Origin of the sequence: Chromatium okenii, from assembly GCF_002958735.1 — a bacterium.
GTDB classification, from domain to species: domain Bacteria; phylum Pseudomonadota; class Gammaproteobacteria; order Chromatiales; family Chromatiaceae; genus Chromatium; species Chromatium okenii_A.
Genome location: NZ_PPGH01000028.1, coordinates 1 through 14,664 on the forward strand (window position 1 = coordinate 1; position 14,664 = coordinate 14,664).

The following is a 14,664-nucleotide window of genomic DNA, read 5'->3' on the forward strand; positions in this document are numbered from 1 at the left end:
GAATCCAGTCAGGTGATCCGCACCGTGAACTCCATCCTAGGGAATTTTGGCTACTGGCTGGTGGCTACCGGTGACAGCGGCAACCGCGTTTATAAATTAGCGGCTGAGGAAAAGACCACCGAATCCAGTCAGGTGAAAATCCCCGGCGGTAAATACATGATCGCCCTTGCTGCCCGATTGGTTGCTGAGAATCAGACAGCTAAGGGGGCATCATGGAGTGAGCGGCAAACTTTCAAATCCAGCAAAACGGGGCAAATCAGACAGCAAACCGATTTTAAGCCTGCGCAAACCGATGATGTTTGAGATCGCCGAGAATCCAGCAAAATGGGGCAAATCAGACAGCTCCCGTGAATATAATAATAACGGGAGCAGCCAACACAAGGCAGCGATCCTTGCCGAGCCTGAACACGCATGTCCCGAAATTCTGGAATTCGCAAATCGGTATCTCGCTGACATTGGCGAACATGACGCTGCCGCAATCCGCCGTTACCTGTGCCCTTCTCTTGGTGTGCAGAAAGCCCGCGTTTATAAATTAGCGGCTGAGGAAAAGACCACCGAATCCAGTCAGGTGATCCGCACCGTGAACTCCATCCTAGGAATTTTGGCTACTGGCTGGTGGCTACCGGTGACAGCGGCAACCGCGTTTATAAATTAGCGGCTGAGGAAAAAGACCACCGAATCCAGTCAGGTGAAAATCCCCGGCGGTAAATACATGATCGCCCTTGCTGCCCGATTGGTTGCTGAGAATCAGACAGCTAAGGGGCATCATGGAGTGAGCGGCAAACTTTCAAATCCAGCAAAACGGGGCAAATCAGACAGCAAACCGATTTTAAGCCTGCGCAACCGATGATGTTGAGATCGCCGAGAATCCAGCAAAATGGGGCAAATCAGACAGCTCCCGTGAATATAATAATAACGGGAGCAGCCAACACAAGGCAGCGATCCTTGCCGAGCCTGAACACGCATGTCCCGAAATTCTGGAATTCGCAAATCGGTATCTCGCTGACATTGGCGAACATGACGCGGTGGCGCGTTCAGAATTCCTGAGCGCCGCTGGCAATCCGCAAACATGGGGCGATGTTTATCGACACATCCGTAACCATTACCGTGCTGCCGCTTGATCGCCCAGCGCCAGCGATAACGTGGGCGCAATTCAACGCGCCTGCGGGTATCAATGCCCAGTCCATGCGCGGACATCGCAACGGCAAAGCAACGCGGCAGCGGTCAGGTACTGTAAGCCGCTGATTTACTACAGGTTATTTTAGCTATCAGCGGTCGCTGTACACGAAGTAACTTAGGTGATTGATTTGCAACACGTTATTGTAAAAGTTACCGCTGGCGCTGCAAAAAGGTACTCCAGACAAGTCTGATAAACCGACCGTGTTTCATGCGTGGTTGATCCGCGTTTATCAAAAAAAAATCTGGTCGTTTCAACTACAGAAAACTGCACTTTTTACGAATCCGAACCAAATCGAACACGCCACAATGTCACGCCGGCGGGAAGTTTCAATCTCAACAACCTACTAACGTCAGTAGGTTTCAATCCTCAACAGTGTGTCGACGTCGACACGTTTCAATCTCAATAATTATCCGACGGCGGATAGTTTCAATCTGCCAATTCATTCCCGTCGCTAATCCCAGCGCCAGCGCAAATCGTCAACCGTCCTCGAGGCGGTTTTTTTGTGTGTCAAAAAACTGTCAGGGCATGGGTGATCGTTCGCCGTGCAAATCGTCACACTTCGTCCTATCCGTAACAAATCCCGCACTTTTGACAGGGCGACATCGCCCCTTTCCCGTTGTCTTGATCCTGTCTTGACACTTGCAAACATCAATCTGTGATACAGCGTATTGACATAAACAAGACTAGGGTTTATTGTGTCTTACAACAAACAAGACAGGATCAAGACAATGGCAACGGCAATCGGATATATCAGGGTTTCGACAAGTGGGCAGGCAATCGACGGCGTATCGCTAGACGCGCAGAAAGCCAAGATCGCTGCGTGGGCAGAATTGAATGGGTATGAGCTGGGCGAGATTTTTGAGGATGCTGGGATCAGTGGCACAAAACAGGATCGCCCCGGATTAGCTGCCGCACTCGCTGCTGCAAAGAAAGGGGACGCGGTGATTGCTTACTCAATTAGCCGGTTCGCCCGGTCAACAAAACACTTGATCGAAATCTCAGAATCACTAGCCAAGCGTGAGATTGATATGGTTTCAATCAGCGAGCGCATCGATACCACGTCCGCAGCGGGGAAGATGGTGTTTCGCATGATGGCTGTAATGGCAGAATTTGAACGCGATCAAGTGTCTGAACGCACCAAGACGGCACTGCAACACAAAAAATCGAAAGGTGAAAAAACCGGCGGACAAGTGCCCTTTGGTAACGATGCAGCGGCTAATGACGAAGGCGTTAAAGTGCTAACAGTCAATCAAGCCGAGCGCATCATCATCAATGCGGTGATCGAATTAAGAAAGGCTGGTTTGTCGCTCAGGAAGATTGCAACGGAATTGGAAAAACGCGGGTTTCAATCTCGCAAAGGGCGCGTATTTCATCCGACACAAATTAGCAGAATGTTGGTGGCAGCATGAATACACTTGATTTGCAGCGAGTGAACATGGCGCTGGCGCAGATTGATTGCGCAATGAATGCGACGGATTGTGTTGAATTGAAAAACCGCCTTTCTTTGGATGATCTTTTGCACCACGCGGCAAGTGTTGCAATACAGCGTAAAGATAAGGTATTGCACAACAAGATCAACTGTCTTACACCGTCAAGACAGTATCAAGACAAGGGATTGAACCAATGAAAGATGAGCGCAAAATGATGTCATTTAGACTGCCAATTGAAGCGCGGGATCGTATGCAACGGCTCATGTCGATTCACAATGCACCGTCACAAGCGGACGTGATTCTAATGGCATTGGATGCGCTTGAATCCGTAGCGCCAGCGCCAGCGGTATCAGCACAATTGGATGATGTTGTAACGCGGATTGATAAAATGTTTGAAGATGTACTGAATCAACTCGCTGCCATGCAAGCAAGTTTTGCGGCATTTGAAGCGCGGTTGAGTGCGATCGAAGCTGGCGCAGTGAGTGAGTTAACCAGTGTTAAAGAAGTGTCGTTAGACGTTAGACTCGTCGCCGTCGCCATGAAAGCAGCAAAAAAGACAAATGAGGAAATTCAAGCGTATATCGGGAACGCGACTGGAAAGCGGTTCAGTTTTAGTTTTAAGCAAAATCTGTCAAACAATTTAGAAAACTGGAAACGGGCAGCGGATAAACAACTGTGATGCCGTACACAAGCCGCGTAACAGCGGTTTTTTTTGTCCGTCGCATGAACACTGCTGGCGCTGAGAACGTGCTCAAAATGCGTCCTACGCGATTCTGTGAAGCATACTCACTTGACAGTGTATTCCGAAAGGCATTAAATCACGGACACGCAAAAAAACCGCAGTTAAGCGGCTCTTTTGCGTTCACTCATTTTCTTCATATCAACCTCAACTCATTAACACTTCTCTTCTTCTCGGGACAGAAAGTGCAAACGAGCCTTTTAGACACGACACAGTTTGAGAATAACCTTAATCTCTGTTGCAGTTGACGCCTTAGCTTCAATCTCAACAAACCATGTCAGGGCGAAATATAGAGTGATCGCCACTTGGATGTAAAGGTAAATTGATCAAACGTGTCTTTGTCAGGTTTCAGACAATGACGCAATCTTACAGCAACGCCGCAACAAACTCAAATCAGAAAGCAGTATCAAATCAGAAAGATACAGCGCAAACTTCAACCTGCTACTTAACTGTCTGCACGCGCATCGATGGCAAGCCTGCCGGTAAGACTTACACGCTTGCCAATGGCGAAGTCACCAAAGAAGTTGCAGGGCATTCAGGGCGTTATACCGCGCTGCGCCATCGTGTCGCGTCGTTATCTGAACTATCAACCCTGCTCGCAAGCCTGACGCCAGCGCAAACGCTCATTTACGGGCATTGCGTCGAGTGCGGTGATCTTCCCTATCAAATCCTGCCTGATAAGACCCTGCGGGAGCGGCTGAATGTAGGCAAACGCCAGCTTGGTGTGCACCACATCAATGGCAAAACTACCATTGGGCGCTTCAAAGAAAACTTCACCAGCGGCGGACTGCTGTTTGTCGACCGTGATCGCCAGCCTTCAATGCCCGCGCAGCTTGAAACCGCCAGCGATGATGATTTCTTTGCACAATTAGAGCGGCTCGTCCCCGGTATCAGCAGCGCCGAGCGGCTTGCTTATTCGTCATCATCTTCCCGCGTGTTGCTGCCCGACGGCTTGCCCGCATTCAATGGCACACCAAGCCGTCATTACTGGTTACGCCTTGCAACTGACATCGATCAAGACTCCATCCGGCTGGCGTTAACAGTTGCTGCTGGCGCTGCTGATTTGATGTTTACGGCAACCGATAAGCACGGCAAAAAACGCCTAAATCGCACAGTCTTAGATTTATCGGTTTACAGCACCGAGCGGGAAATTTTCGATAGTCCGCCAGCAGTCAATGCGCCGCTGCAATGCGCTAAGGGCGACTATCAAATCAGCAACCTAGGTGGTGGCAGCGTCATCATCGAACCGGCGTGGGCGGGTGCCATTCAATCCCATGCCAAACGCACCAAGACCACGATCACCCGCAGCGGCGCAGGTAGCTTCACCGGGCGCGTTGATAACGTCCTCACGCTGCAAACTGAACTCGAAACCGCTAACGGCATTATCACAGTCAAACAATGGCTTGATAGTGGACAACAGAAAACCCGCATTCAATCGCCCTTCCGTATTGAATCAAAATCATTTGCTGCTTTCATTGATCGCACTGAAATCGGCTGTTTTGTATTCGACAGCGGCACGAATGAAACCTATTTTTTAGAGAAAGAAGCGCCAGCGGATGATTTCAAAACATGTTTTGAATCATTGGCATCGGTGAGTGTTTTGAGCACGATCACTGATTCTGCGCCATAAAAAGCGATTTAGCACAGGCAATGGAAAAAGCATCTGCTTTTGCGGATGAAATTAATGCGCAGCCAGACACACTGCCTGCGCCCAGCGCCCAGCGGGAGTTTGTGTTACCGGCAGCAATTAAAGACTGTTTGGTCTTGATTGAAAGGCTGAGAATCCCGTTCAGGTAGCGCGGAAAGTGCTATTGCGACAAGTGCCCAGACTCCCGCTTGAAATCACTTCACCAGAGTTGATTGATGCGGTGTGCGGCGCTATTCCTGAATGTACCGATGAGACTAGGCTGGCGTTATCAGGTGCGCTTGACGAAGCGATTACCACGGCAATACGCCGGGCGCGAGAAGATAATCAACTGAATGCCAACCTCACCCTTGATTCGATTCAGGAAGTAATCCCCGCCATGCGCACTTTGTGGGCGCAGGGGCATCGCTGTTTTCTAATTCGTGCACCAATGGGATCGGGTAAAACGCAATTGGTCTTAAAGACGATTTTTGACCAAATAAACAATGTTGTTGCCCTAACTTATTCGACAACGTTGGTCGATAATCTCGTTAGCCGGTTTGAAGGGGCAACGCATTATCAAGATATGGCGGTCAATGAATGTGCTTTGGTCGAAAAGATTGTGGCTTGCATCAATTCAATCGGTAAGATAAACATCCGTAAATCATTGGATGCTGCAAAGGCTATTCTCGCTGATGAAATCGCTCATGTTGTCCGAGTTCTATATGATCCCGATGGAACCCTGAAAAGCACGGCTGGCGCTATTACCCGGCAATTCTTTGATGCAATTAAAGCGACGGTGAAGCATGGCATTTTTGCGGGAGTTGACGCCAACCTGAATGATTTGACCGTTGCTGCTTTTCGACACAATGGCGCAAAGCCTTATGTCATTGATGTTGTTGACCATAACCCGCCTAAACCCATGAAAATTCACCGTTCAGAAAAGCGGATTTGGTGGTCTGCATCTAACGAAGTGAATGATGGTGGACGGGTATTCATCGCCTGCTCGGGTGCAAAAGAATCACTGCGCGTTGATCGGCATCTTCGGGCGCAATGCCCCGGCAAAAAGGGATTGGTTATCAATTCAAGAGGTGGTTATGCAACCAGCGGTGATCCTAATCAACGGGCATGGTTTAAGGATGTCAATGGGCTGGTGGTTCAATATGATTGGATCATTTTTAGTCCCGCAGTTGAATCCGGCGTGTCGATTGAAGTGAAGCACTTTACTAAATGGTTTGGCATTTATGACGGCACAAAATGCGCCAGCGACTTCCATCAAATGCTTGCCCGTGATCGCACGGCGACTGGATATGAGGTTGCTATCACTGGAACACTCAAAAAGCCTGCTCCACGCACTGCTAAAGAAGAATTGGCGGATGCCCTTTACTGCGCTCATTTGGATCATGGCAGCATCATTGAAGCGAGCAGCTATGATGTGGTTGCTGCGGTATTCGAGGTAGTCAGAAAGCGGCGTGTTCAATACTACGGGCAGGAATTCTGCTGCATGAGTCAGGATTTATTTGATGTTGAGATTGACCGGAAAGAAGTCAATGATTCTGAATTCAACGCTTATCGAAAAAAGATTTGGGATTCAATTGAAAGCGAATTCGTTGCGGATGTTAAAGATCGCCCAGCGTTGAGTGAGGCAACCTTTGAGCAAATTGCCAGCAATTACACGCCTGATCGTTACGATAGCCAAGACGTTCACGCACACACGATCACCAAAGCACTGGGCATTCCGCTCTCTGAACTGACCACGCAAGCGGTCAACATTTACCACGAAGGGCGGATCACCAGCCAATTAGAGCGATTCAGATTTGCCACTGAACCTGACCGCGTGGTCGAAAGCACCGCCGATGACATCGGTGTGTTGGATGTCATGTTGCGGCGCAATCGCAAAGCAGTCGCCCAAGCCTGCCGCGTGTTCTATCAGGAATTGGGTTTGGATTTCTTCAATCTGCAAAGCACCCGCAAACGGAAAGGTCGGCTCGTGACATCGGACGAGATTAAGGGATCACTGCCGCAGGCGCAGTCGATTTACTCAACCGGCTCGCGACACATGATGACGCTGCCGCAATCCGCCGTTACCTGTGCCCTTCTCTTGGTGTGCAGAAAGCCCGCGTTTATAAATTAGCGGCTGAGGAAAAGCCACCGAATCCAGTCAGGTGATCCGCACCGTGAACTCCATCCTAGGGAATTTTGGCTACTGGCTGGTGGCTACCGGTGACAGCGGCAACCGCGTTTATAAATTAGCGGCTGAGGAAAAGACCACCGAATCCAGTCAGGTGAAAATCCCCGGCGGTAAATACATGATCGCCCTTGCTGCCCGATTGGTTGCTGAGAATCAGACAGCTAAGGGGGCATCATGGAGTGAGCGGCAAACTTTCAAATCCAGCAAAACGGGGCAAATCAGACAGCAAACCGATTTTAAGCCTGCGCAAACCGATGATGTTGAGATCGCCGAGAATCCAGCAAAATGGGGCAAATCAGACAGCTCCCGTGAATATAATAATAACGGGAGCTGCCAACACAAGGCAGCGATCCTTGCCGAGCCTGAACACGCATGTCCCGAAATTCTGGAATTCGCAAATCGGTATCTCGCTGACATTGGCGAACATGACGCTGCCGCAATCCGCCGTTACCTGTGCCCTTCTCTTGGTGTGCAGAAAGCCCGCGTTTTATAAATTAGCGGCTGAGGAAAAGACCACCGAATCCAGTCAGGTGATCCGCACCGTGAACTCCATCCTAGGGAATTTTGGCTACTGGCTGGTGGCTACCGGTGACAGCGGCAACCGCGTTTATAAATTAGCGGCTGAGGAAAAGACCACCGAATCCGTCAGGTGAAAATCCCCGGCGGTAAATACATGATCGCCCTTGCTGCCCGATTGGTTGCTGAGAATCAGACAGCTAAGGGGGCATCATGGAGTGAGCGGCAAACTTTCAAATCCAGCAAAACGGGGCAAATCAGACAGCAAACCGATTTTAAGCCTGCGCAAACCGATGATGTTGAGATCGCCGAGAATCCAGCAAAATGGGGCAAATCAGACAGCTCCCGTGAATATAATAATAACGGGAGCAGCCAACACAAGGCAGCGATCCTTGCCGAGCCTGAACACGCATGTCCCGAAATTCTGGAATTCGCAAATCGGTATCTCGCTGACATTGGCGAACATGACGCTGCCGCAATCCGCCGTTACCTGTGCCCTTCTCTTGGTGTGCAGAAAGCCCGCGTTTATAAATTAGCGGCTGAGGAAAAGACCACCGAATCCAGTCAGGTGATCCGCACCGTGAACTCCATCCTAGGGAATTTTGGCTACTGGCTGGTGGCTACGGTGACAGCGGCAACCGCGTTTATAAATTAGCGGCTGAGGAAAAGACCACCGAATCCAGTCAGGTGAAAATCCCCGGCGGTAAATACATGATCGCCCTTGCTGCCCGATTGGTTGCTGAGAATCAGACAGCTAAGGGGGCATCATGGAGTGAGCGGCAAACTTTCAAATCCAGCAAAACGGGGCAAATCAGACAGCAAACCGATTTTAAGCCTGCGCAAACCGATGATGTTGAGATCGCCGAGAATCCAGCAAAATGGGGCAAATCAGACAGCTCCCGTGAATATAATAATAACGGGAGCAGCCAACACAAGGCAGCGATCCTTGCCGAGCCTGAACACGCATGTCCCGAAATTCTGGAATTCGCAAATCGGTATCTCGCTGACATTGGCGAACATGACGCGGTGGCGCGTTCAGAATTCCTGAGCGCCGCTGGCAATCCGCAAACATGGGGCGATGTTTATCGACACATCCGTAACCATTACCGTGCTGCCGCTTGATCGCCCAGCGCCAGCGATAACGTGGGCGCAATTCAACGCGCCTGCGGGTATCAATGCCCAGTCCATGCGCGGACATCGCAACGGCAAAGCAACGCGGCAGCGGTCAGGTACTGTAAGCCGCTGATTTACTACAGGTTATTTTAGCTATCAGCGGTCGCTGTACACGAAGTAACTTAGGTGATTGATTTGCAACACGTTATTGTAAAAGTTACCGCTGGCGCTGCAAAAAGGTACTCCAGACAAGTCTGATAAACCGACCGTGTTTCATGCGTGGTTGATCCGCGTTTATCAAAAAAAAATCTGGTCGTTTCAACTACAGAAAACTGCACTTTTTACGAATCCGAACCAAATCGAACACGCCACAATGTCACGCCGGCGGGAAGTTTCAATCTCAACAACCTACTAACGTCAGTAGGTTTCAATCCTCAACAGTGTGTCGACGTCGACACGTTTCAATCTCAATAATTATCCGACGGCGGATAGTTTCAATCTGCCAATTCATTCCCGTCGCTAATCCCAGCGCCAGCGCAAATCGTCAACCGTCCTCGAGGCGGTTTTTTTGTGTGTCAAAAAACTGTCAGGGCATGGGTGATCGTTCGCCGTGCAAATCGTCACACTTCGTCCTATCCGTAACAAATCCCGCACTTTTGACAGGGCGACATCGCCCCTTTCCCGTTGTCTTGATCCTGTCTTGACACTTGCAAACATCAATCTGTAATACAGCGTATTGACATAAACAAGACTAGGGTTTATTGTGTCTTACAACAAACAAGACAGGATCAAGACAATGGCAACGGCAATCGGATATATCAGGGTTTCGACAAGTGGGCAGGCAATCGACGGCGTATCGCTAGACGCGCAGAAAGCCAAGATCGCTGCGTGGGCAGAATTGAATGGGTATGAGCTGGGCGAGATTTTTGAGGATGCTGGGATCAGTGGCACAAAACAGGATCGCCCCGGATTAGCTGCCGCACTCGCTGCTGCAAAGAAAGGGGACGCGGTGATTGCTTACTCAATTAGCCGGTTCGCCCGGTCAACAAAACACTTGATCGAAATCTCAGAATCACTAGCCAAGCGTGAGATTGATATGGTTTCAATCAGCGAGCGCATCGATACCACGTCCGCAGCGGGGAAGATGGTGTTTCGCATGATGGCTGTAATGGCAGAATTTGAACGCGATCAAGTGTCTGAACGCACCAAGACGGCACTGCAACACAAAAAATCGAAAGGTGAAAAAACCGGCGGACAAGTGCCCTTTGGTAACGATGCAGCGGCTAATGACGAAGGCGTTAAAGTGCTAACAGTCAATCAAGCCGAGCGCATCATCATCAATGCGGTGATCGAATTAAGAAAGGCTGGTTTGTCGCTCAGGAAGATTGCAACGGAATTGGAAAAACGCGGGTTTCAATCTCGCAAAGGGCGCGTATTTCATCCGACACAAATTAGCAGAATGTTGGTGGCAGCATGAATACACTTGATTTGCAGCGAGTGAACATGGCGCTGGCGCAGATTGATTGCGCAATGAATGCGACGGATTGTGTTGAATTGAAAAACCGCCTTTCTTTGGATGATCTTTTGCACCACGCGGCAAGTGTTGCAATACAGCGTAAAGATAAGGTATTGCACAACAAGATCAACTGTCTTACACCGTCAAGACAGTATCAAGACAAGGGATTGAACCAATGAAAGATGAGCGCAAAATGATGTCATTTAGACTGCCAATTGAAGCGCGGGATCGTATGCAACGGCTCATGTCGATTCACAATGCACCGTCACAAGCGGACGTGATTCTAATGGCATTGGATGCGCTTGAATCCGTAGCGCCAGCGCCAGCGGTATCAGCACAATTGGATGATGTTGTAACGCGGATTGATCGGATGTTTGATGACATGCTGGCGCGTATCGATACGATGCAACAACACTTTGCGGCATTTGAAGTGCGTTTGAGTGCCATTGAAGCTGGCGCTGGTGAGTCTACAATTGTAGAAAAAGCTGGCGCTGATTCCCCAATTGGGGAAAACGCTGGTGCTGGTAAGAAGCGCGCTCGCAAGGCTGCTGTTGTCGATCACGATGCTGCCGGCGCAACGGGATTGGTCATTGACTCAATCACGATGGTTCCGGCTGATCTACGCCAACGCTGCGCGTTGTTTTATAAGGAAACGAACGATTGGGGTGGAGTAAAATCGATGATTGAGACTGAATTAGGAGGGACTTTCAACAGGACTCAAGTCTCCTGTCTTTCTGCAAACATTGCAGCATGGGTTGAGAAATACGCAAAGGATGCTGAGGATTCACTGCCCTTGTAATCCTCAACTGACCCAGGGGTCAGTTCACTCAACAGCCGCGTAACAGCGGTTTTTTGTTGTCCATCGCATGAACACTGCTGGCGCTGAGAACGTGCTCAAAATGCGTCCTACGCGATTCTGTGCAGCCGTTTGCAATGTTTGAGTAAAGTTTAATAATCAGACGCGAAAACGCCGCAATGAAGCGGCGCTAGGGTTTGGTTCAATACCCATTTTATTCACCATCACTCATTAACACTTCCTTCGATTCTGCAGAGTAGAAAAGTGCAAACGAGCCTTTTAGACACGACACAGTTTGAGAATAACCTTAATCTCTGTTGCAGTTGACGCCTTAGCTTCAATCTCAACAAACCATGTCAGGGCGAAATATAGAGTGATCGCCACTTGGATGTAAAGGTAAATTGATCAAACGTGTCTTTGTCAGGTTTCAGACAATGACGCAATCTTACAGCAACGCCGCAACAAACTCAAATCAGAAAGCAGTATCAAATCAGAAAGATACAGCGCAAACTTCAACCTGCTACTTAACTGTCTGCACGCGCATCGATGGCAAGCCTGCCGGTAAGACTTACACGCTTGCCAATGGCGAAGTCACCAAAGAAGTTGCAGGGCATTCAGGGCGTTATACCGCGCTGCGCCATCGTGTCGCGTCGTTATCTGAACTATCAACCCTGCTCGCAAGCCTGACGCCAGCGCAAACGCTCATTTACGGGCATTGCGTCGAGTGCGGTGATCTTCCCTATCAAATCCTGCCTGATAAGACCTGCGGGAGCGGCTGAATGTAGGCGAACGCCAGCTTGGTGTGCACCACATCAATGGCAAAACTACCATTGGGCGCTTCAAAGAAAACTTCACCAGCGGCGGACTGCTGTTTGTCGACCGTGATCGCCAGCCTTCAATGCCCGCGCAGCTTGAAACCGCCAGCGATGATGATTTCTTTGCACAATTAGAGCGGCTCGTCCCCGGTATCAGCAGCGCCGAGCGGCTTGCTTATTCGTCATCATCTTCCCGCGTGTTGCTGCCCGACGGCTTGCCCGCATTCAATGGCACACCAAGCCGTCATTACTGGTTACGCCTTGCAACTGACATCGATCAAGACTCCATCCGGCTGGCGTTAACAGTTGCTGCTGGCGCTGCTGATTTGATGTTTACGGCAACCGATAAGCACGGCAAAAAACGCCTAAATCGCACAGTCTTAGATTTATCGGTTTACAGCACCGAGCGGGAAATTTTCGATAGTCCGCCAGCAGTCAATGCGCCGCTGCAATGCGCTAAGGGCGACTATCAAATCAGCAACCTAGGTGGTGGCAGCGTCATCATCGAACCGGCGCAGGCGGTGCCATTCAATCCCATGCCAAACGCACCAAGACCACGATCACCCGCAGCGGCGCAGGTAGCTTCACCGGGCGCGTTGATAACGTCCTCACGCTGCAAACTGAACTCGAAACCGCTAACGGCATTATCACAGTCAAACAATGGCTTGATAGTGGACAACAGAAAACCCGCATTCAATCGCCCTTCCGTATTGAATCAAAATCATTTGCTGCTTTCATTGATCGCACTGAAATCGGCTGTTTTGTATTCGACAGCGGCACGAATGAAACCTATTTTTTAGAGAAAGAAGCGCCAGCGGATGATTTCAAAACATGTTTTGAATCATTGGCATCGGTGAGTGTTTTGAGCACGATCACTGATTCTGCGACCATAAAAAGCGATTTAGCACAGGCAATGGAAAAAGCATCTGCTTTTGCGGATGAAATTAATGCAGCGCCAGACACACTGCCTGCGCCCAGCGCCCAGCGGGAGTTGGTGTTACCGGCAGCAATTAAAGACTGTTTGGTCTTGATTGAAAAGGCTGAGAATCCCGTTCAGGTAGCGCGGAAAGTGCTATTGCGACAAGTGCCCAGACTCCCGCTTGAAATCACTTCACCAGAGTTGATTGATGCGGTGTGCGGCGCTATTCCTGAATGTACCGATGAGACTAAGCTGGCGTTATCAGATGCGCTTGACGAAGCGATTACCACGGCAATGCGCCGGGCGCGAGAAGATAATCAACTGAATGCCAACCTCACCCTTGATTCGATTCAGGAAGTAATCCCCGCCATGCGCACTTTGTGGGCGCAGGGGCATCGCTGTTTTCTAATTCGTGCACCAATGGGATCGGGTAAAACGCAATTGGTCTTAAAGACGATTTTTGACCAAATAAACAATGTTGTTGCCCTAACTTATTCGACATCGTTGGTCGATAATCTCGTTAGCCGGTTTGAAGGGGCAACGCATTATCAAGATATGGCGGTCGATGAATGTGCTTTGGTCGAAAAGATTGTGGCTTGCATCAATTCAATCGGTAAGATAAACATCCGTAAATCATTGGATGCTGCAAAGGCTATTCTCACTGATGAAATCGCTCATGTTGTCCGAGTTCTATATGATCCCGATGGAACCCTGAAAAGCACGGCTGGCGCTATTACCCGGCAATTCTTTGATGCAATTAAAGCGACGGTGAAGCATGGCATTTTTGCGGGAGTTGACGCCAACCTGAATGATTTGACCGTTGCTGCTTTTCGACACAATGGCGCAAAGCCTTATGTCATTGATGTTGTTGACCATAACCCGCCTAAACCCATGAAAATTCACCGTTCAGAAAAGCGGATTTGGTGGTCTGCATCTAACGAAGTGAATGATGGTGGACGGGTATTCATCGCCTGCTCGGGTGCAAAAGAATCACTGCGCGTTGATCGGCATCTTCGGGCGCAATGCCCCGGCAAAAAGGGATTGGTTATCAATTCAAGAGGTGGTTATGCAACCAGCGGTGATCCTAATCAACGGGCATGGTTTAAGGATGTCAATGGGCTGGTGGTTCAATATGATTGGATCATTTTTAGTCCCGCAGTTGAATCCGGCGTGTCGATTGAAGTGAAGCACTTTACTAAATGGTTTGGCATTTATGACGGCACAAAATGCGCCAGCGACTTCCATCAAATGCTTGCCCGTGATCGCACGGCGACTGGATATGAGGTTGCTATCACTGGAACACTCAAAAAGCCTGCTCCACGCACTGCTAAAGAAGAATTGGCGGATGCCCTTTACTGCGCTCATTTGGATCATGGCAGCATCATTGAAGCGAGCAGCTATGATGTGGTTGCTGCGGTATTCGAGGTAGTCAGAAAGCGGCGTGTTCAATACTACGGCAGGAATTCTCTGCCTGAGTCAGGATTTATTTGATGTTGAGATTGACCGGAAAGAAGTCAATGATTCTGAATTCAACGCTTATCGAAAAAAGATTTGGGATTCAATTGAAAGCGAATTCGTTGCGGATGTTAAAGATCGCCCAGCGTTGAGTGAGGCAACCTTTGAGCAAATTGCCAGCAATTACACGCCTGATCGTTACGATAGCCAAGACGTTCACGCACACACGATCACCAAAGCACTGGGCATTCGCTATCTGAACTGACCACGCAAGCGGTCAACATTTACCACGAAGGGCGGATCACCAGCCAATTAGAGCGATTCAGATTTGCCACTGAACCTGACCGCGTGGTCGAAAGCACCGCCGATG

18 protein-coding genes are annotated in these 14,664 nt (G+C 49.5%); 17 read left to right on the plus strand and 1 reads right to left on the minus strand.

Features of this window, described 5'->3' with window-relative positions:
* Positions 1–303, plus strand: a 303-nt coding sequence (locus tag CXB77_RS19590) for a hypothetical protein (RefSeq protein WP_172452555.1), incomplete at its 5' end; no start/stop codon positions are given.
* Positions 293–655 (plus strand): hypothetical protein, encoded by a 363-nt coding sequence (locus CXB77_RS05560; RefSeq protein WP_105073132.1) that lies wholly within the window; start codon positions 293–295, stop codon positions 653–655. The genes CXB77_RS19590 and CXB77_RS05560, both read left to right, overlap by 11 nt.
* A gap of 110 nt (positions 656–765) precedes the next feature.
* On the opposite strand, the gene CXB77_RS05565 is transcribed toward CXB77_RS05560, so the two are convergent.
* On the minus strand, positions 766–1,197 hold the full coding sequence (locus CXB77_RS05565; RefSeq protein WP_105073133.1) for a hypothetical protein: 432 nt from the start codon (positions 1,195–1,197) through the stop codon (positions 766–768).
* A gap of 711 nt (positions 1,198–1,908) precedes the next feature.
* On the opposite strand from CXB77_RS05565, the gene CXB77_RS05570 reads away from it, so the two are divergent.
* The 15 genes from CXB77_RS05570 to CXB77_RS05640 all read left to right on the plus strand — a co-directional run bounded on the left by CXB77_RS05570 (position 1,909) and on the right by CXB77_RS05640 (position 14,559).
* The gene (locus tag CXB77_RS05570) at positions 1,909–2,589 is read left to right on the plus strand and encodes a recombinase family protein (RefSeq protein WP_105073134.1); all 681 of its coding nucleotides are present in this window, start codon (positions 1,909–1,911) and stop codon (positions 2,587–2,589) included.
* Positions 2,586–2,807: a hypothetical protein gene (locus CXB77_RS05575; protein ID WP_105073067.1), complete on the plus strand. Its 222-nt coding sequence runs from the start codon at positions 2,586–2,588 to the stop codon at positions 2,805–2,807. Before CXB77_RS05570 ends, CXB77_RS05575 begins: the two co-directional genes overlap by 4 nt.
* A gap of 17 nt (positions 2,808–2,824) precedes the next feature.
* On the plus strand, positions 2,825–3,289 hold the full coding sequence (locus CXB77_RS05580; RefSeq protein ID WP_146108720.1) for a hypothetical protein: 465 nt from the start codon (positions 2,825–2,827) through the stop codon (positions 3,287–3,289).
* Positions 3,290–3,704: 415 nt separating this feature from the next.
* Positions 3,705–4,979, plus strand: coding sequence for a hypothetical protein (locus CXB77_RS05585; RefSeq protein WP_105073136.1), 1,275 nt, complete (start codon positions 3,705–3,707; stop codon positions 4,977–4,979).
* 190 nt (positions 4,980–5,169) lie between these two features.
* Positions 5,170–7,107: a DEAD/DEAH box helicase family protein gene (locus CXB77_RS05590; protein ID WP_146108721.1), complete on the plus strand. Its 1,938-nt coding sequence runs from the start codon at positions 5,170–5,172 to the stop codon at positions 7,105–7,107.
* Positions 7,108–7,150: 43 nt separating this feature from the next.
* Complete coding sequence (locus CXB77_RS05595) at positions 7,151–7,657, plus strand: hypothetical protein (RefSeq protein WP_146108722.1); 507 nt, start codon at positions 7,151–7,153, stop codon at positions 7,655–7,657.
* Between the two features lie 156 nt (positions 7,658–7,813).
* A complete protein-coding gene (locus CXB77_RS05600; RefSeq protein WP_105073139.1) occupies positions 7,814–8,335 on the plus strand; it encodes a hypothetical protein in 522 nt (173 codons plus the stop codon).
* Between the two features lie 32 nt (positions 8,336–8,367).
* On the plus strand, positions 8,368–8,802 hold the full coding sequence (locus CXB77_RS05605) for a hypothetical protein (RefSeq protein WP_146108723.1): 435 nt from the start codon (positions 8,368–8,370) through the stop codon (positions 8,800–8,802).
* 787 nt (positions 8,803–9,589) lie between these two features.
* The gene (locus tag CXB77_RS05610; protein ID WP_105073134.1) at positions 9,590–10,270 is read left to right on the plus strand and encodes a recombinase family protein; all 681 of its coding nucleotides are present in this window, start codon (positions 9,590–9,592) and stop codon (positions 10,268–10,270) included.
* Positions 10,267–10,488, plus strand: coding sequence for a hypothetical protein (locus CXB77_RS05615; RefSeq protein WP_105073067.1), 222 nt, complete (start codon positions 10,267–10,269; stop codon positions 10,486–10,488). Before CXB77_RS05610 ends, CXB77_RS05615 begins: the two co-directional genes overlap by 4 nt.
* 17 nt (positions 10,489–10,505) lie before the next feature.
* Positions 10,506–11,108: a hypothetical protein gene (locus CXB77_RS05620; protein WP_146108724.1), complete on the plus strand. Its 603-nt coding sequence runs from the start codon at positions 10,506–10,508 to the stop codon at positions 11,106–11,108.
* A gap of 431 nt (positions 11,109–11,539) precedes the next feature.
* Positions 11,540–11,884 (plus strand): hypothetical protein, encoded by a 345-nt coding sequence (locus CXB77_RS05625; protein ID WP_105073142.1) that lies wholly within the window; start codon positions 11,540–11,542, stop codon positions 11,882–11,884.
* 23 nt (positions 11,885–11,907) lie between these two features.
* Positions 11,908–12,720: a hypothetical protein gene (locus tag CXB77_RS05630; protein WP_105073143.1), complete on the plus strand. Its 813-nt coding sequence runs from the start codon at positions 11,908–11,910 to the stop codon at positions 12,718–12,720.
* 62 nt (positions 12,721–12,782) lie between these two features.
* Positions 12,783–14,330, plus strand: coding sequence for a DEAD/DEAH box helicase family protein (locus tag CXB77_RS05635; RefSeq protein ID WP_105073144.1), 1,548 nt, complete (start codon positions 12,783–12,785; stop codon positions 14,328–14,330).
* Positions 14,281–14,559: a hypothetical protein gene (locus CXB77_RS05640; protein WP_105073145.1), complete on the plus strand. Its 279-nt coding sequence runs from the start codon at positions 14,281–14,283 to the stop codon at positions 14,557–14,559. The genes CXB77_RS05635 and CXB77_RS05640 overlap by 50 nt, the downstream gene beginning before the upstream one ends.
* Positions 14,560–14,664 lie beyond the last annotated feature (105 nt).